Genomic DNA, 17830 nt, shown 5'->3' with positions numbered 1-17830 from the left:
GGCTACTCTTCGCCGCCCGCGAGGTCCAGTATGGCCGCGGCGTACTTCTCCTTGAGCTCGTTGAGGAAGGCTTCGTCCATGGTACCCTTCCATGTTTCCACTTCGAGGAAGCGGCGGGGAATCTTCACCGCGCGCGGGTCGAATCCGCAGGCGATTTTCATTCGCCAGCGCAGGATTTGCATCTCGCGGGCCAGCTCGTCCAGTCTGTCCGCCGCGTCGGAAAGCCCAACGGACCGGAGCGCCTCGCGCAGTCTGTCCGCGTCGTAGACCTTGCGGGCGAACAGACACGAAACCATGCTCGTGAGCATCACGCGCATGCGTTCGTCCTCGATCATGTAGGCCACGGCGTCGTCCGCGTCCTTCTCACCGGGTTTTTTCTTCTGATCGTAGGAGTATGCGCCGCTGTCGAGGTGCGAGTGCCTGAAGCCGAGGGCCTGTGACACGAAATAGACTTCGCCCGTGGCGTAGCCCGCCATTTCCTGTCCGAGCACGCAGGCGAAGTCCTCGCCGCCGTAGTGTGCGGCCGCCTTCAGCGTGCCCTCACCGAGCAGGCGGTAGAATTCGTTGACGCGTCCGCCAAGCAGCGCGACGGCGTCCGCGAAGCCCGCCTTTTCGCCGTTCACCAGTGGAACGAGGGTTTCCTTCTCGGTGATGATGCCCTTGTCCAACGCCTCGGCCGCCCACGCCAGCGCGACGCCCGCGCTCATGACGTCCAGCCCCTGCCGCTCGCATTCGTCGAGGATGGTCAGCACGTCGGAGGCCGCTGTCAGCCCGAGCATGGAGCCGCAGGCGAAAATCGGCTCGTAGTCGTAGGAGACCTGGCGGTAGAGGTATTCGTTTTCGTCGGCGAATTTCTCGCGCAACAGGCCGATGTGGATGCAGCCCACGGGGCAGCCCGCGCAGGCCGTCTGACGCAGCAGCAACTGTTCCGCGAAGCGTTCTCCGGAGATGCCGTCGATCTCGGGGCGGGTGGTGTGGCGCAGGTTGTCCCACGGCAGAGCGCGCAGTTCGTTGAGGGCGAGCAGGTTCTCGGCGGTGCCGAGGTTATGGTACTTGCTCATCATGCCGGTGCTGGTGACCTGCGCGTAGATTTCCTTGAACTGCTTCTTGTACTCCTTGCCGTCCGGCAGGGGGAGTTCGCGGTCGCCGATGACGGCGATGCCCTTCAGGTTCTTGGCCCCCATCACCGCGCCGGAGCCGAGCCTGCCGAAGTGGCGGAAGGAATCGACGTTGATGCAGGCGTAGGCCACTTGATTCTCGCCCGCCGGGCCGATGCGGATGATGCTGCCGTGGCCGTGGGTGGGGGTGCGCTTGCGCAGGTACTTGCCCGCGCTGAACACGTCGCGCCCGCGCAGGTATTCCACGCCTTCCACGTGCAGCTTGCGCCCGCCGATGGACAGGAAGGACAGTTCCTTCGCCTGTCCGGTGACGACGATGGCGTCATACCCAGCGAAGCGCATGGACAGCGCGAGCCTGCCCCCGGCGTGGGATTCCGCGTACTCTTCGTTGTAGGGCGACTTGAAGGCGCACACGACCTTGCTCATGAGCGGGAAGATGCCCGTGAGCGGGCCGATGGCGAAGATAAGCGGCTGGGACGGATGATGGGCCGGGAGCTTCGGGTCGCCGTAATGCTCGAAGAGCGCGGCGGCGAGGCCGGAGCCGCCGAGGACCTGACTGACGGGCGCGAAGTCGGAGCGCTTGCCCTGTCCTGTCTCAAGATCGACATGCAGGATGTGGAATGGGCGATCACTCATCGTGTCCCTCCTCGCCCGCCTGTGCGGGCTGCGGTCCGGTCGTCCCGACCTCGACGAGTTCGAGGCACTCGTGTGGGCAGAAGGGGACGCAGCGGCCGCAGTGTATGCAGACGTAGGGAAGCCCGTCCTCAAGGCTCATGTGGATGGCGTCCACGGGGCAGGCCTTGGCGCATTCGCCGCAGCGGATGCACAGTTCACGACGCACGCGCACGCCGCCGCCCTTGCGCTGGGCAAAGGCCCCGGTGGGGCAGGCCACCGCGCAGGGCGCGGGATCGCAGGCCAGACAGTAGCGCGCTTCGAAGCCGGTGGTCAGGCCGCCTGCGGAACCGATGCGGATGCCAGCCCGTGACCAGGACAGGCAGTCATGCACAAGGCGCGAGCAGGCGAGCGAGCACGAATGGCAGCCGATACACCGCTCCATGTGGCTTGCTCGAAGTATCTTCATGATTCGGCCTCGGCGTCGTGCCGGGCGTGCCCGGCACGACGGTCTGTTTCAGGTTAGGACATCTCGCGTATCCACTGGGCCAGCGGTACCTCGATGACCTTGCGGATTTCCTCCAGACGCTCGGGGGATTCGGCCTCGAAGCGCAGCACCAGCACCGGCTGGGTGTTGGAGGCGCGCAGAAGGCCCCAGCCGTCGGGGAAGGTGATACGCACGCCGTCCACGTCGATGATGTCGTAGAGCTTGCGGAAGTGGTCCTGCGCGCGGCGCACCACGTCGAACTTGATGGCGTCTGGGCAGTCGGTGCGGATTTCCGGGGTGTTGTAGGTGACGGGCCAGTCCGCGAGGTAGGTGCTGAGCGCCACGCCGGGCTTGCCGCTCACGATCTCCACGATGCGAAGCGCGGCGTAGCAGCCGTCGTCAAAGCCGTAGTAGCGATCGGCGAAGAACATGTGGCCGCTCATCTCGCCGGCGAGCTGCGCCCCGGTCTGCTGCATGCGGGCCTTGATGAGGGAGTGCCCGGTCTGGCCCATGATCGGAACGCCGCCGTGGGCAGCGATGTCCGCGTACATGAGGTGTGTGCATTTGACCTCGCCGATGACCGTCGCGCCGGGGATGCGTTCCAGCACGGAACGGGCGAAGATGGTCAGCAGCTTGTCGCCGTAGATCATGTCGCCCTTCTCGTCGATGACGCCGATGCGGTCGCCGTCGCCGTCGAGGCCGATGCCGAGTTCCGCGCCTTCCTTCTTCACCCGTGCGATGAGGTCGGTCATGTACTTGGGAACGATGGGGTCCGGGTGATGGTTCGGGAAGTCGCCGTCCGGCTCGCAGTACTGGTCGATGACCTCGGCGCCCACACGCTGGAGCAGTTCGCGGCAGACCTCGCCCGCCGCGCCGTTGCCGCCGTCGAGCACCACGCGCACCGGGCGTTTCAGCTTGATCTGGGCGGCCAGTTCGTCGAGGTAGGAGGGCACGATGTCGTGCTCGGCGGCCACGCCGTTTCCGGTCTCGAACTGACCGGCGGCCATGATGCGGTAGATTTCCTGAATCTCCTCGGAGTGGATGGTGGTCTCTCCGGCCCAAACCTTGAAGCCGTTGAATTCTGGCGGATTATGGCTGGCGGTGATCATGACGCCCGCCTTGTAGCCGAGCGTCTTGCAGCCGAAGTAGAACAGCGGGGTGGCGACCATGTTGAGGAAGAGGACGTCCACGCCCGTGGAGGTCAGACCGCTGATGATGCTCTTCTGATATTGGGGCGAGGAGTGCCTGCAATCGTGAGCGACGACGGCCCGCGTGTATCCGTGGCGCTTGAAATATGTTCCGCAGGCCTTGCCGAGTGTTTCGACCCATTGTGCGTCGAAATCGACATCCACGACGCCGCGGATGTCGTAGGCCCTGAATATCTCCTGATTGACCGCTTTCATCTCTCCTCCGTATTTGTTGGCATTTCCGCACGCATAGTGATTGCGGAACCGGGCTTTAACATACTACACTTAAACGTGCGTGTGCGTTTTTTCAAGCGCGGGACCCCTCAATTGGAAACCCCCGCCGTTGCCGCTCCGTGCGGACGAGGGCGGGGGTGCTGGTGTCACAGTCGGCTTGACCTGTGTAATCATAAGACTTAATTGGTGCCATTATGAATTGGGATTGGGAAAAACTCCAGGAAAAACGGAAGAGACAGCCGGGCAGCGGTATGCCGAACATCGGCGAAGTCAACGTCGACTGGGACCGCTTCAGGAACTTCAGGTTCCCCGCCTGGAAGATTGTTTTCGGGGTCGCGGCCCTTCTGTGGCTGGCCTCGGGCATCTACATCGTCGGACCGGACGAGGTCGGCGTGGTCCAGCGCTTCGGCGCATTCGACCGGCAGACGGAACCCGGCCCCCACTACAGGTGGCCATTCCCCGTCGAGAGCGTGCAGACGCCCAAGGTCACGCAGATCCGCCGCGTTGAGGTGGGCCTGCGCACTGTCGGCCGTCGTGCCGCCTCCTCGCCGAGCCAGTTCCAGGATGTGCCGCAGGAATCGCTCATGCTCACGGGTGACGAGAACATCGTCGACGTGCAGTTCATCGTCCAGTATCTCATCAGCGATGCGCGGGCCTTCCTGTTCAACGTCAAGGACCAGCACGAGACCGTGAAGAGCGTCGCCGAGGCCGCCATGCGCGAAGTCATCGGCCGCAATCGCATCGACGCGGTGCTGACCTCCGACAAGCTGGCCGTGCAGAACGAGGCCCGGGACCAGATGCAGGAAGTGCTTGATCGCTACGGCTCCGGCGTGCGCGTGGTGGCCGTGCAGTTGCAGAACGTGCATCCGCCTAAGGAAGTCATCGACGCCTTCAAGGACGTGGCATCCGCCCGCGAGGACAAGAGCCGCTTCATCAACGAGGCCGACGCCTACAGAAACGACCTGCTGCCCAAGGCGCGCGGTCAGGCGGCCGCGCTGCTCAACCAGGCCGAGGCCTACAAGCAGACCCAGATCAAGAGGGCCGAGGGCGAGGCCGCGCGCTTCGTCTCCGTGCTCAAGGAATACGAGAAGGCCAAGGACGTGACCCGCAAGCGCATGTACCTCGAAACGATGGAAAAGATTCTCTCCAACCCCGAGATGGAGAAGATCATCATGTCCGACGAGGCGCTTCGCGGAGCCGTGCCCTACCTGCCCCTGTCGCCCCTTGGCGGACGTTCCGCCGCTGCGGGCAAAGGAGGAACCAACTAATGGCTCCCAACAAGTCCATTCCTCTGCTGGTGCTTCTGGCCGTTCTGTTTCTGGCCGGATCGCAGAGCATGTATACCGTCGATCAGACCGAGATGGGCATCGTGCTCCAGCTCGGCAAGCCTGTGGGTGGCGTGAAGGGCCCCGGCCTGCATCTCAAGGTGCCCTTCATCCAGAACGTCATCTTCTTCGACGCGCGCGTGCTCGAATACGACGCGCGGCCCGAGGAAATCCTGACCAGCGACAAGAAGGCCATGCTGGTCGACAACTACACCAAGTGGCGCATCGTGGATCCGCTCCAGTTCTACCGGACGCTTCGCACGGTGATCAACGCCCAGTCGCGCCTTGACGACATCATCTACTCCCAGCTGCGCGTGGCCCTTGGCCGCTACACGCTGGTGGACGTGGTGGCCGACAAGCGCGCCCAGATCATGCGCGAGGTGACCGCGAGGTCGTCCGAGCTGATCGGCGAGTACGGCATTGAGGTGGTGGACGTGCGCATCAAGCGCACCGATCTGCCGCCCGAGAACGAACGCGCCATTTTCGGCCGCATGCGCGCCGAGCGTGAGCGGCAGGCCAAGCAGTACCGCTCCGAGGGCACTGAGGAGTCGGCCAAGGTCAAGTCCGCCGCCGACAGGGAACGTGCGGTCATCCTCGCCGATGCCGAGCGCGAGGCGCAGGTGCTACGCGGCGAGGGCGAGGCCGAGGCCACCCGCATCTTCGCCGAATCCCTCAAGCGCTCGCCGGAGTTCTTCGCCTTCAAGCGTAGCCTCGATGCCTACGAGAAGAGCTTCAAGGACAACACGCGCGTGCTCCTGACGCCCAAGAGCGAATTCCTCGAATTCATGCGCTAGCCCAAGCGGCCAGCGTTTAGGACAATCGAAGGCCCGTCTCCCCTGTGGAGACGGGCCTTTTTCGCGCTTGGGATTTCTTGTGCAACCTAGGGCTTGAAGCGGATGCGGAAGTCCGAGATGGAGGCGTTGTAGGTGGAGTATTGCGAGCTGTAGGTCCAGCCGAAGCGGAAGCGGTACAGCTGGTTCGCGCCTATGCCGAGGTTCGTGGAATTGGTGATCTGTGGGGCGTCTGTGGCCGGGACGTAGGAACCGAAGTTTTCCAGATCGTCCGTGAGGTCGGCGCAGTCTGCGTTGGTGCAGTTGTGCCAGACGCGGATGTCGATGTCCTGCGTGGTGGCGTTCCAGTCCACCTCCATGCGGAAGGGGATTTCCTGAAAAGCGGGAGCGGTCAGTTCTAGCCAGTAGGGGACGCCCTCGTCGTACACGCCATCCGTTCCATTGCGCGGGCCAACGGTGTCGTCCGGGTTTCCCGTGCCAGCTCCGGTCCGGGCGGTGTGGGTGGCGTCATCGTTGCGGTTGGCGTTGTTGCGCCAGTAGAGGATGGCGACATGGTTGCCGGCCTGATTAGCTCCCGAGTATGCCGGATCACTTGTCCCACTGTGATAGTTGGCGTCGAACTCCACGCCGACTTTGGGCTGGTCGATGCCGTCAGTACCGCCGCGCTGCGAGGCGTAGCCGAGGTCGTCGCCCGCGCTACCGCCGCACAGGCGGGCGGGGTCGTCATTCAGGTTGTTCGTGGAATTCACTCCGCAGAAGGCGAAGGTATGTCCGCCGCCTGCCTCGCCCATGTTCCACAGGAAGTAGGCGCGGAAGCCCGAGCCGAACAGGCATTCGCCGTCGGTGCAGTTGGCTTCGGTGGCGTTGCCCATGTACCACAGGCATGCGATGTCGTCGGAGCCTGTGCGGGTGATGGTGAATCCGTCGCCGTCTACATTGAGGTCGAAGGGGGTTCTCCCGGCGCTGCGGGTGACGTAGCCGTCGCCCGGTGCGCTCAATGGAAACGCGCCCATGTCCTGCTCGAAGGAGACGTCTGATCCGCCGGGGCCGGTGTGCTCCGCGTCGTCGCAGTTCACCTTGCCATGCAGATAGGTGAGCTTCACGTATTCGAAGAGGTCGTCGAACTGCCGGGTAGCGTCCTCGGTGCTGGTGTCGCCGAGGGGCTGGACGGGCAGGGTGGCCGTGCCACTACCGGGCAGGGCGTTGAAGTCGCGCTGGGTGTTGGGGCCGAAGCTGGCCACCGCGAAGGCCACGTCCGCAACCGATGCCCCGGAGGGTTCGGTGACGGTGAGCAGTGTGGCGTTGTTCGCGCAGATGCCGGAGTTGGTGAGCTTGGAGCCGCCGCTCACGTCAGCAACGAAATAGTACAGGGGCTGGCCCCACGCGTCCTTCTGGGTGGCGATGACCGCTGGCACGACATTGCCCGTGCCCGGCGTGGGCAGTGCGAAGCTGGGCGAGGCGAGCATTTCGCCGATGATCTCGTCGCGGGCCTGCCGGACGAGGTCGCGGCTGTCGGCAACCTTGTCCGTGCCTATCTGCGAAAGGATGCGCGGCAGCGTGGTCGAGACGATGAGCCCGATGATGACCACGATGATCGCCATTTCGATGAGGCTGAAGGCATTTCGCCAGGGTGGATGATCCATGCGCTCCTCCTCTTTCGTCTTCGATGGGGCTGCAATGCCCGATGCGCATCCGTTTCCCCGGTCAGGGCTTGAAGCGGATGCGGAAGTCCGAGATCGTGGCGTTGTAGCTCCCGTTCTGTAGGCTGTAGGTCCACCCGAAGCGGAAACGGACCAATTCGCCCGGGCCTATGTCGAGAGTGGTCGAGTTGGTGAGTTGGGGGGCATCCGTCGCGGGGTTGTACGATCCGAACGTGTCCAGATCGCCGGAGAGGTCGCCGCAGTCGGCGTTGGTGCAGTTGTACCATGCGTCGATGTTCATGACCTGCGAGGTCGCGTTCCATTCCACTTCGATGCGGAACGGAATTTGTTGCGATGGGGCGGTGTTCTCCAACCACAGGGCGGTGCGTTCGTCGTATACGCCATCTGCACCCACCGTTGGGGAGTTGTCGGCCGGGTTGCCGGTGCCGGGTTGGTTGTGCTCCCAGTGGTAGGTGTCGTCATTGCGGGTGTTGTTGTTGCGCCAGTAGAGGATGCCCACATGGTTCGCGCTATCGTCGGCGATGCCGAAGACTTGCGGGTCGCGGTAGGAACTGAAGGTGCTTGTTGCATAGGCGTCGAACTCGATGGCGGCCTTGGGCGGGTCTATGCCATCCGTTCCGCCGCGTTGTGAGGCATAGCCGAGGTCGTCGCGGGCCGAGCCACCGCAGAGCCTTGTCGGGTCGCTATTGAGCCCCGTGGTGGAATTGACGCCGCAGAAGGCGAAGGTGTGTCCGCCTCTCGACGTGCCCATGTTCCACAGGAAATAGGCACGGAAGCCCGATCCGAAGAGGCATTCGCCATTGGTGCAGTTGGCCTCGGAAGCGTCACCCATATACCACAGGCAGGCGAAGTCGTTGGTTCCCGTATTGTCCACGACGAAGCCATCGCCGGTGAGATTGATGGTAAAGGGAAAGCGGGAACCGGTCGTTGGTCGCACATAGCCGCTCCCCCCGGCGAGGGGAAAGTCATCCATGTTGTCGCTGAAAGACACGTCCGATCCGCCGGGACCGGTGTGCTCCGCGTCGTCACAGTTCACCTTGCCATGCAGATAGGTGAGCTTCACGAATTCGATGAGGTCGTCGAACTGCCGGGTGGCGTCCTCGGCGCTGGTGTCGCCGAGGGGCTGGACGGGCAGGGTGGCCGTGCCGCTACCGGGCAGTGCGTTGAAATCTCGTTGGGTGTTGGGGCCAAAGCTGGCCACCACGAAGGCCACGTCCGCAACCGATGCTCCAGAGGGTTCGGTGACGGTGAGTAGCGTGGCGTTGTTGTCGCAGATGCCGGAACTGGTGAGCTTGGACCCGCCGCTCACGTCAGCAACGAAATAGTACAGGGGCTGGCCCCACGCGTCCTTCTGGGTGGCGATGACCGCTGGCACGACATTGCCCGTGCCCGGCGTGGGCAGGGCGAAGTTGGACGAGGCGAGCATTTCTCCGATGATCTCGTCGCGGGCCTGCCGGACGAGGTTGCGGCTGTCCGCCACCTTGTCCGTGCCTATCTGCGAAAGGATGCGCGGCAGCGTGGTCGAGACAATGAGTCCGATGATGACCACGATGATGGCCATTTCGATGAGGCTGAAGGCATTCCGCCGTGGTGCGCGCATGCGCTTCTCCTTGGACGGGCGTCCCTGTTTGTTTTGTGGAGTAGGCCTAACGGAAACGGAAGCCGAAGTCGGCGATGGTGATCTCCTGACTGTTGAAGCTGGAGACCGTCCAGCCGAAGAGGATGCGGTCGAAGGAGCCGAGGTCGTTGTCGTAGTATATGGTGGAGTTGGCGTAGGGGGCGGTGGTGTCGGTGTAGTCGGCGGTGAGGTCACTGAATGTGGTGCAGTCCGCGGTGGCGCAGTCGCGTATCCATGTCTTGATGTCGTAGCGGTAGATGTGCTGGACCGCGTCCTCGATGGTGCGGTTGGCCTCCACGCGGACCGAGTATTCGAAGCCGTCCTCCCATTCGGTGACCGAGGCCGGGATGTACACGCCGTTTTCGAGGGCCGCGTTGGCCGGGTTGCGCGCCTGCGTGGTCAGCCCGGCATTCGTGTAGGCGTTTGGGGTGCTCACGGTGGCGTTGTGCTGGTTGTCGTTGTCGCGGGTTGCGCCCCAGTAGACCACGGCGAGGTGGTTGCGGGCGTCTGTAGGCAGAAGCTGAGTGTCCCACGCGTCGCCGTCGTTGGGGAAGGCGTCGATCTCCACGCCGAGCTTGGGCGGGGCGAGGCTGCCATCGCCAGCTCCGCCGGTGCCGGAATAGGCGAGCCGCGCGCCGGATATGCCGCAGTCCGCCGGGGTGTTGTCCGTGGCCTGTACCACGGCGAAGGTGAAGCCGTCGCCAGCGGTCTTACTGTCGCCGCTGGTGTCCGGGGTGACGTGCTTGAAGGTGAAGAAGGCCCGGAAGCCGTCGTCGAAGTCGCAGGTGCCGTTGGTGCAGTTGCCGCTGGCCTCGCTGCCCTGGTACCACACGCAGCCCGCGTCGCCGCTGCCGGTGCCGTCGCCGAGGGTTACCGTTCCCGCTTCAAGGTCCACGCTCACCGCGCCGGAGGAACTACCGGGCGGAGAGATGCCGGTGGCTTGCCCGCTGAAGTCCGCGATGTTCTTGCCGAAGCTCACGTCGGAACCGCGCGGCACGAAGGACTCGGTGGCCGTGTTGGTGCAGACCTTGTTGCGCAGGTAGTTGTAGGACACAAACTCCACCACGTCGTCGTAGTTGAAGCCCTGTCCGTCCGTGCCGTAGGTGCGCGGGTCGGTGACGGTGAAGTCCGTGTTGGTGGCGTTGGTGGTTTCGAGGTTGTTGTTGCGGCCCGGACTGATGAGCACGAAGGCGATGTCCGTGAAGGAGTCCGTGCCGCCGGGATTGACCTTGTCCACCTGCATGCCGTCGGCCAGCGAGGAGGAGCACAGGTCCGTGCCCGTCATGCCGGAGTCGGCGACGTAGATGATGGTGTTGCCGTAGGGGTCCTTCTCCACGCCGAGGTCCGAGAGGCTGGTCGGCAGCACCTTGTTGATGAGGGCGTAGCCGATGATCTCATTCTTGATCTTGGTCATGAAGTCCTTGGCCGCCACGCTTTTCTCGTGCTTGATGAAGTCTGTGACGATGGGCAGTGTGAGCCCGATGATGAGGCCCATGATCACGAGGACGATGGCGAGTTCCACCAGCGTAAAGGCCGTCTTGCGGCGGGGTCTCGTGTGCACGTCGCACTCCTTTGGCGCGTCGACGCTGCGCCGTTTGCCGTGTCCGGCAGCTAGTCGGAAAGGATGCTCCTCAATTCCGGGGCGGTGACGTAGAGATAGAGATCGTCGTCGCCTCTGTCCGGGTCCGCTCCCGCGTAGTCCGGCAGCGCGCCGAAATCGAAGTTCGGCGGGTCGTCTGGGTCGAGGACGGCGATGTGCTGCGTTCCTGCGCCTTCCTCGAAGAGCTTGCGGTAGCTGTCGTCGTCGAGCTGACCGTCCTTGCCGGGACTGACGAGCACGAAGACGATGTAGCGCACGGTGTTGCCGTCCTTGTCCACGATGATGGAGCGCGTGGAGGACGGGGCCGTGGCGTTGTGCCCCTTGGCGGGATTGTCGGTGATGTAGGCCGGGGCGCTTTCGCCGAGGGGGGTGTCGCTGGGGTCGCGCACGCCTTCGATGAGGAACAGCCGATTGCCCCATGCGTCGAGGAATCCGCACATGCAGGCGTCCACGTCTTTGCCCGTGGCGTTGACGTTCGCGGGGTCGCAGTCCGTGTTGTCGGTGCGGCCCGCCGTGGCGTCGCCGGAATAGGACGGGTAGGCGTTGGAGTAGTACATCCGCTTCACCAGACAGTTGCGGACCTCGATGAGCACGGCGTTGGTCTTGCCCAGTCTGCGCCCTTCCCACACGGTGACCCATGCGAAGCTCGACGCGGAGATGAGGATGCCCACGATGACCACCACGATGGCCATTTCGATGATCGTGAAGCCGCGCGTACGCGCAGGGGCGGTGACGCCCCCCGGGCGATTTCCGTTCCGGATGTTCTGCATATTCTTTAATGTCCCGGAATAGATGATTTTTGATTTGGTAACACCATGACACGTTTTATGCGTGATGGCAATACGGGTGCATGAAAAATGGCCGTTCATGCATATCCAGCGCAATAGTCCGGCGTTAATTGCTGTTGGTTGCTTGTGATGGATTCGATCAGACTTTTGATGAGTCTTTTGCGTGTCGTCTTGAAACGGTTCGCATTCTCACGTAATGTTCGTTGAATGAGAGAACTCCATTACATGGATCGCCACATTCGGCGGGTTCGCGAAGTCGCGCATGGTCGGAACTGGCGGGTCTGTCGCGCCGGGCGGCGCGGCTTTGCGATTTCCGAGCTGCTCGTCGGCGTGTTGCTGCTTTTCGCGGTGCTGCTGGGGTTGCTCTACATCTGGACCACGGACGAGGGCACGCAGGGACGCGGGCTCGACGTTACGCCCTATCGGACGGCAAATGCCGTCTACGCCTATAATCTTCTTGAAAGCTACCGCGTCGCGGTCATGAATTACATTGACATGTACGGGCATTTGCCGGGCGACGAAGGAGCCGTCAACGGCACGGGCCGCGGGGACTGGCGCATAGAGCGCGCCCTCGGCGAGGACGCGCTTGCCGTTGCCGAGCTTCACGCCTCCGGCGTCGTGCCGACGGCGAACCCGCGCGTGCGCGGGTGTGCGCTTGATCTGTACTGGGTATCCCTCGTGGCCGACGGCAGGGAGCTTGGCGGCGCGAACTACTTCGTGTTGCGCGGATTCAACGCCGACGAGGCACGGGCCATGGATTGGAAATTCGACGACAAGCGCGCCGACGCGGGGAACATTCTCTATTCTCCTGTGGATGACGAACATGTGGATCTGTTCCTGAAAATCAAGCTGGATGGGTGAGCATGAGGCAGCGTTTCTTCTCCTGTGGACATGAAGATGGCGGATCGAATCGTGTGGTCGGTTTCGTTGTCGGGCTGTGCATTAGCGTACTCGCATGGGCAGGGGTGTGTTTCGCGGCGGAGCCTGTGCCGTTGTCCATCGTGTTCACGGGGAACACGCTTGGCTGGTACGAGGCCTGCCCCACCTGCGGCGGGCGCGGCGGCATCGGCGGGCTGGGGCGCAGGGCGACGGTCTTCGCGGATGTCCGTGCACAGCAGGGCGAGGCGGTGCTCTTTCTGGGTGGGGCCTACGAGTTCATGCATTTTCGCAAGGACGCCAAGGGCGGACAGGACCTCGCGAACGCGCTGGTCACCGCCTACGGCATGCTGGACTACGACGCATTGACCATCGCGCCCGCCGAGGCGAGGTGGTTGGCCGATGCGGGCGTGGATATGCGCGAGGACTGGACGACGCTTGGCGACGCGCCGAGGACTGCGGTCATTGAGCGCGCGGGGGTGCGCGTTGGAGTCGTCATGTTTCCCGCGCCTGCGGATATCGTTGCCGGGCCGGATGCCGCGCGGAAGGAGCAGGCGGTTCGCGCCGCGCGGGAGCTGCGGCCCAGCGTGGACATCCTCGTCGGCATGAGCCCATGGGGCGAGAAGGCCGAAGCCGCCTTTCTGCGTGAGTACGATGGAGCCGTGGACCTGCTTTTCGGTACAGGACCGGGCATGGGCGATGGCTTCCGGATGAGTCCCGGCGGCGGAACGCTCTGGCTGCGCAGTGTGTTCGATGGCAGGGGGGTGATGCGGGTCGATGTGCTGCGGCGTCCGACGGCGGGTGAAGGAAACTTTGCACTAGTCGAGGATTTTCGTGTGACGAGCATCGCGTTGGATGGTACGGTGAAATATGACATCCGTGTAGCCAACCTCTTTAGTTGGCTGTAGCGGGATGGTGGGAAAGGAGGGAAATTGCTCGCATTTGCTATGCGAGCGCAATAATTGACATTGTTAAAAAGATCAGCGTTTCCAGAGTGTTGCAACAGGTCAGCGAAAAGGGCTGATGAATGCAATACGGAACAGAAGGCGTCGGTTGTTGACGTTGGAGTGTGCCTCTGGCACATACTGTAAATAGGGGGAATAGCCCTTACGGCCGCATGGAACCGAGCCGGAAGCCGCTGCCTGCGAGGCACGGTTGGCTGCCCCGGCTTCAATGCATCAGCAAAAGCGCGGGAGGAACAGGAATGCGTTTGCTTCAGGCTGAAAAAAGGAAGGTCTCCGGCTTCACGCTCGTGGAGATGGCCATCGTGCTGGTCATCATCGGCATCATCCTTGCGGGCGTGATGAAGGGACGCGACATCGTTCGCGGCTCTCAGGTCAAACAATTTTCACAGGGGTACGCCCAGAAGTGGGTTACCATCGCCTCCACCTACTACGACAAGGTGGGGCAGCACTTCATGGACGGGCAGGACAACGGCAATAGCGTCGTCAGTTCGCCAAATGGCGAGATGGATGACGTGATTCTCGCCTCGGCAGACGCCAACTACTCTGCGGCGAGCCGGGCCACGGGATTGCAGGCCCTGCGCAACGTGGGCATCACTCCCTGCACCATGATCAAGAGTGACCTGAACAACGACGCGGCCACCACCAGTTGCGACAATGGCTACAACATCTGGGAGCGCACGGTCGAGGGCGAGTGGAGTGGTAAGTCCACCGTGGGCGTGGCCTTCTTCAACTTCCTCGTCAACAACGCGCGCCGCAACTGCGTGGTCATCGGCGGAGTGCCCGTGGACGTGGCCATCGGTCTCGACACGCTGATCGACGGTCAGGCCGACGGCGAGAACGGGCTGTGCCTCAACATGTCGAACTACGCCACCGCGTTCAACCCCGGTGACTGGCAGGACATCACCGACCCCGGCGGGACCACGAGCCTGAGCCTGTACAGGTGGCCTGATCAGGACGAAGCAGCCAAGCTGGCCAACGTGGTGCTGGTGCTGGATTTCTAGGCCGTTTCCGGGATACGGCGCCAAGCGCCGCAACATGACCAACAAGCCGACTGGAGGCAGCAATAATGAGGTCCATCAAGGAATACCGTGAAGGCAAAAGAGGCTTCACGCTGGTGGAAATGGCCATTGTCCTCGTGATCATCGGCATTATCCTCGCCGGCGTGATGAAGGGGCGCGACATCGTTCGCGGCTCCCAGATCAAGCAGTTTTCGCAGGGCTTTGCCCAGAAGTGGCTGACCATCGCCTCGACGTATTACGACAAGAAGGGCCAGCCCCTGTTCGACGGCCCCACCAACGGCAGCAATGCCACGACCACCCCGCCCGACGGGCGCATGGACGGCCGCATGCTGGCCCAGCCCGCTGGCGGCGAGGCCGGACAGTTCGCGGATGACCGCGACAACGTGCTGACCTATCTGCGCCTCGTGGGCATCGAGCCGTGCACCATGATCAAGAGCGATCTGGAGGATGCCAGCGCGGATTGTGGAGCTGGTGGTTACAACGTCTTCGAGCGCATGGTGGACGGCGAATTCACTGGTAAGCAGCGCGTGGGCGTGGGCTTCTACAACTACGTGATCAGCACCGGCGGTCCCAACCGCAATGTCGTGCTTATTCAGAACGTCCCCGTGGATGTGGGTATCGGTCTGGATACGGTCATCGACGGACAGGCCGATGGTCAGGGCGGAAGCTGCATCGTCGTCAACCTGAGCGCCGCCAATGCGGACTACTCGACGAACGCCTTCACTCCCGCAGCCACGGGTTCGACGGTGACTCCGCTCGCCTGGGGAACGGACAGCACGATGCTTGCCGTCATCGGACTGGTGCTGGACTACTAGGAACGTTTCACGGGCTTTCGAGAAAAGCCGTCATCGAGAACATGGGGGAACGTCATGGAAAAGCGCGTAGTGAAAGGCTTCACGCTTGTTGAAATGGCCATCGTGCTGGTCATCATCGGCATCATCCTTGCCGGCGTGATGAAAGGCAGGGATATCGTGCGCGGCTCGCAGGTCAAGCAGTTCTCGCAGGGCTTTGCCCAGAAGTGGATGACCATCGCGACCACGTACATGGACAAGACCGGGCAGGCGCTGGCGGATGGCACCGCCAACGGCGGTACCGCCGCCAATGCCAACGGCTACATGGACAACCTGTTCATGGGCACCAACAACCTCACGCAGTACGACGAGGTGCTCAATGCCACGCGGGACGTGGGCATTGAACCCTGCACCATGATCAAGACCGACCTCGCCAACGACACGAACAACAACTGCCCCAACGGCTACAACGTGTTCATGCGGAACGTCGAGGGTGAGACCAGCGGTAAGTCGCGCGTGGTCGTCGGGTTCTATGCCGAGCAGATCGGCGCAAACGGTCCGTTCCGCAATATCGTCGTGCTCCAGAATGTGCCTTCCGATGTGGCGCAGGGCCTCGATACGCTCATCGACGGACAGGCCGACTCGGCCAACGGCGCGTGCGTGGGCATTGCCAGCGCGACGACCGAGGTCATCAACGCGGCTAACGCCGCGCTTGGCACAGGAGGCGCGCTGACGCTGCTTACGAGCTATCCGTCGGCAAACTCCGCGAACAAGTATGTCGTTGTGGGACTCGTACTCGACTACTAGGCGGGGCCGCCTTCGTGATGAAGCGATGAATGGGACGGCAGGCTCCGCATGTGGGGTCTGCCGCCCTTTCGATGCGGGGGCGCTGAGCCACGCCCGCAGACGGGTTTCGAATCATCTTCCACGCGGTGCGACGGCGCGGTGGGGCCGTGCCGGAAACGGACAGTTCGCGTTCACCTTCATGCGATACGCAAGGGCCGGACATGACCAACGACATCTTCCAAGCACTCGGGCTGGACCGCAATCCGTTCTCCATGGCCGCCGACACGGATGGATACTTCCACACCGAGGCGACCAAGCAGATTCTCGATGAACTCGCCTTCGGCATCCTGTCGCGCAAGGGCTTCCTGTTGCTTACCGGCGAGGTGGGGGTGGGCAAGACCTCGCTCCTCTACCAGCTGCTGCGCCGTCTCGACGGCGAGGAGTTGGCCACGGCGTGGATATTCAACACCATGCTCAACAAGGAGGAACTGCTGCTGGCCATCGCGCGCGATTTCGGCATCGACGCGCCGCGCACGGCCAACGTGGCCGGGCTGGTGGACCTGCTCCAGACCTTTCTCGTCGAGCGCAATTCTGAGGGACGCAACTGCGCCATCATCGTGGACGAGGCGCACAATCTGAGCCTGCCCGCCATGGAGGCGCTACGCATGCTCTCCAACCTGGAGTTGGAGGGGCGAAAACTCGTCCAGATTCTGCTGGTGGGGCAGCCGGAACTCAAAGCCCGGCTCGATGAGCCGAAGCTCCGGCAGTTGCGCAGCCGCATCACCATCTACAAGGAGCTTCTGCCGTTTAACCGCGAGGAAACGGGGCGCTTCGTCAACTTCAAGCTGTCGAGCGCCTCGTCGCCGTTTCGGCTGTCGGGTGCGCCGCTCAAGATTCTGCACATGGCCACCTGTGGCAACACCCGCATGATCAATCTGGTCATGGAACGGGCGCTCTACGCGTCTGTGGCCTTCGGGGAAAAGGAGCTGTCCGCGCGTGCACTGCGGGCGGCTGTTGCCGAGATCGGCACCTGTCAGGTGGAGGTGGCCGAGCGGATGGGCGCGGCGCGGCGACGCGTGAACCTTGCGTTGACCGGCGTGGCGGCCGCGGTGGCCGTCGCGTTGGCGTTCGCTCCGCTCATGCCCAGCGGATCGGGGCAGACGAGCGTTGCCCGCATGGCCATGACATCGGTGCTTTCAATGCAGCTCTTGGACGAAAAGGAAAATGATGCTGGCAAGTTGGATGCGGATAGCGCATTCGTGAACGTTGATGGGCGCAGCGAAGGGACTGTGTCTGCTGATGAGCAACATGGCGTTGATATTGAAAATGTGAAGATGCGTGTCGCAAATTCAGAAAATGCATCGTCAATGGCCATTCAGGTTGCGGCTGTAGAAGAAAATAGAAACTTGACAGCCGATACTAAAACTGCGACATCATTAGATACTGGGGTAGAGTCCGTCCGGAGCGATGCGTATCCCGAGGAGTACGGTAAATTCCTCGGCGCGGCGGGGCTTGAGAAGCATCTGGCCGATCTGGACCGGGCTGTCAGAGAGGGGAAGATCGACATTCTCGAAGAGGTGCTGCCCGAGCCGTGGCAGGTTCTCGAACTCGACAGGCTGCCTGCCCAGACGGGCATGACCTTCGCCTCGTTCCCCTGGAAGAAGATCGTTCGGGACGACCCTGCGTGGCTGGTGCTGTGGGAACCGCCCTTCGTGGTGCAGGACTTCTACTACGGCTATCGCAATGAGGACATCCTGAAGCTCCAGAAGATGCTCAAGGTCCTCGGGTACTACTGGGGACCGGACGACGGAATGGTCGGCCCCGTCACATGGCGCGCCATCAACGGCTTCCAGAAGGACATGAAGCTCAAGCGCACCATGTGGCCCGACCCCGAAACGGTGTTCTGGCTCATTGTCATGTCGAAGCAGGGCTGAAGCCGCCGCCCCGTTGGCGGGCGGCCCCGGCACTCGGA

The 17830-nt window shown here is 62.9% G+C and carries 15 protein-coding genes; 8 read left to right on the top strand and 7 right to left on the bottom strand.

Annotation, left to right across the window (positions count from 1 at the left end; all coding sequences use genetic code 11):
* Window positions 1-2 precede the first annotated feature (2 nt).
* Genes GGQ74_RS07670 through GGQ74_RS07660 form a run of 3 tightly spaced genes read right to left on the bottom strand, consistent with a single transcriptional unit; the run spans window position 3 to window position 3620 of the window.
* Window positions 3-1754: an aldehyde ferredoxin oxidoreductase N-terminal domain-containing protein gene (locus GGQ74_RS07670; protein ID WP_167940896.1), complete on the bottom strand. Its 1752-nt coding sequence runs from the start codon at window positions 1752-1754 to the stop codon at window positions 3-5.
* Window positions 1747-2199: a 4Fe-4S binding protein gene (locus tag GGQ74_RS07665; RefSeq protein WP_167940895.1), complete on the bottom strand. Its 453-nt coding sequence runs from the start codon at window positions 2197-2199 to the stop codon at window positions 1747-1749. Before GGQ74_RS07665 ends, GGQ74_RS07670 begins: the two co-directional genes overlap by 8 nt.
* A 53-nt stretch (window positions 2200-2252) precedes the next feature.
* A complete protein-coding gene (locus GGQ74_RS07660) occupies window positions 2253-3620 on the bottom strand; it encodes a phosphomannomutase/phosphoglucomutase (RefSeq protein WP_167940894.1) in 1368 nt (455 codons plus the stop codon).
* A gap of 269 nt (window positions 3621-3889) precedes the next feature.
* On the opposite strand from GGQ74_RS07660, the gene hflK reads away from it, so the two are divergent.
* Both hflK and hflC read left to right on the top strand, forming a co-directional pair.
* Window positions 3890-4906 carry an FtsH protease activity modulator HflK gene (hflK, locus tag GGQ74_RS07655; protein WP_342448591.1) on the top strand — a complete coding sequence of 339 codons (1017 nt, stop codon included), beginning with the start codon at window positions 3890-3892 and terminating at the stop codon, window positions 4904-4906.
* Window positions 4906-5757, top strand: a complete 852-nt coding sequence (gene hflC / locus GGQ74_RS07650; protein WP_167940892.1) for a protease modulator HflC — start codon at window positions 4906-4908, stop codon at window positions 5755-5757. The genes hflK and hflC overlap by 1 nt, the downstream gene beginning before the upstream one ends.
* Before the next feature lie 86 nt (window positions 5758-5843).
* On the opposite strand, the gene GGQ74_RS07645 is transcribed toward hflC, so the two are convergent.
* The 4 genes from GGQ74_RS07645 to GGQ74_RS07630 form a co-directional block, all read right to left on the bottom strand.
* Entirely contained in the window at window positions 5844-7397 is a 1554-nt protein-coding gene (locus tag GGQ74_RS07645; protein WP_167940891.1) for a hypothetical protein, read from the bottom strand.
* Window positions 7398-7458: 61 nt separating this feature from the next.
* On the bottom strand, window positions 7459-9015 hold the full coding sequence (locus GGQ74_RS07640) for a hypothetical protein (protein ID WP_167940890.1): 1557 nt from the start codon (window positions 9013-9015) through the stop codon (window positions 7459-7461).
* A 46-nt stretch (window positions 9016-9061) separates the two neighbouring features.
* A complete protein-coding gene (locus tag GGQ74_RS07635; protein ID WP_167940889.1) occupies window positions 9062-10594 on the bottom strand; it encodes a prepilin-type N-terminal cleavage/methylation domain-containing protein in 1533 nt (510 codons plus the stop codon).
* Between the two features lie 50 nt (window positions 10595-10644).
* Window positions 10645-11403, bottom strand: coding sequence for a prepilin-type N-terminal cleavage/methylation domain-containing protein (locus GGQ74_RS07630; RefSeq protein ID WP_167940888.1), 759 nt, complete (start codon window positions 11401-11403; stop codon window positions 10645-10647).
* A 243-nt stretch (window positions 11404-11646) separates the two neighbouring features.
* On the opposite strand from GGQ74_RS07630, the gene GGQ74_RS07625 reads away from it, so the two are divergent.
* The 6 genes from GGQ74_RS07625 (at window position 11647) to GGQ74_RS07600 (ending at window position 17792) form a co-directional block, all read left to right on the top strand.
* Window positions 11647-12282, top strand: coding sequence for a hypothetical protein (locus GGQ74_RS07625; protein WP_167940887.1), 636 nt, complete (start codon window positions 11647-11649; stop codon window positions 12280-12282).
* 2 nt (window positions 12283-12284) lie between these two features.
* Entirely contained in the window at window positions 12285-13205 is a 921-nt protein-coding gene (locus GGQ74_RS07620; RefSeq protein ID WP_167940886.1) for a UshA-like (seleno)protein family 2, read from the top strand.
* Window positions 13206-13501: 296 nt separating this feature from the next.
* Complete coding sequence (locus GGQ74_RS07615; protein ID WP_167940885.1) at window positions 13502-14263, top strand: prepilin-type N-terminal cleavage/methylation domain-containing protein; 762 nt, start codon at window positions 13502-13504, stop codon at window positions 14261-14263.
* 65 nt (window positions 14264-14328) lie between these two features.
* Window positions 14329-15096 carry a prepilin-type N-terminal cleavage/methylation domain-containing protein gene (locus GGQ74_RS07610; protein ID WP_167940884.1) on the top strand — a complete coding sequence of 256 codons (768 nt, stop codon included), beginning with the start codon at window positions 14329-14331 and terminating at the stop codon, window positions 15094-15096.
* A 54-nt stretch (window positions 15097-15150) separates the two neighbouring features.
* A complete protein-coding gene (locus tag GGQ74_RS07605; protein WP_167940883.1) occupies window positions 15151-15879 on the top strand; it encodes a prepilin-type N-terminal cleavage/methylation domain-containing protein in 729 nt (242 codons plus the stop codon).
* Between the two features lie 200 nt (window positions 15880-16079).
* Window positions 16080-17792: an ExeA family protein gene (locus GGQ74_RS07600; RefSeq protein ID WP_167940882.1), complete on the top strand. Its 1713-nt coding sequence runs from the start codon at window positions 16080-16082 to the stop codon at window positions 17790-17792.
* Window positions 17793-17830: the final 38 nt, after the last annotated feature.

Origin of the sequence: Desulfobaculum xiamenense (assembly GCF_011927665.1) — a bacterium.
Lineage (GTDB): Bacteria > Desulfobacterota > Desulfovibrionia > Desulfovibrionales > Desulfovibrionaceae > Desulfobaculum > Desulfobaculum xiamenense.
Note: the sequence above shows the minus strand (reverse complement) of the source record. Positions and strands in the feature narration are given on the sequence as shown.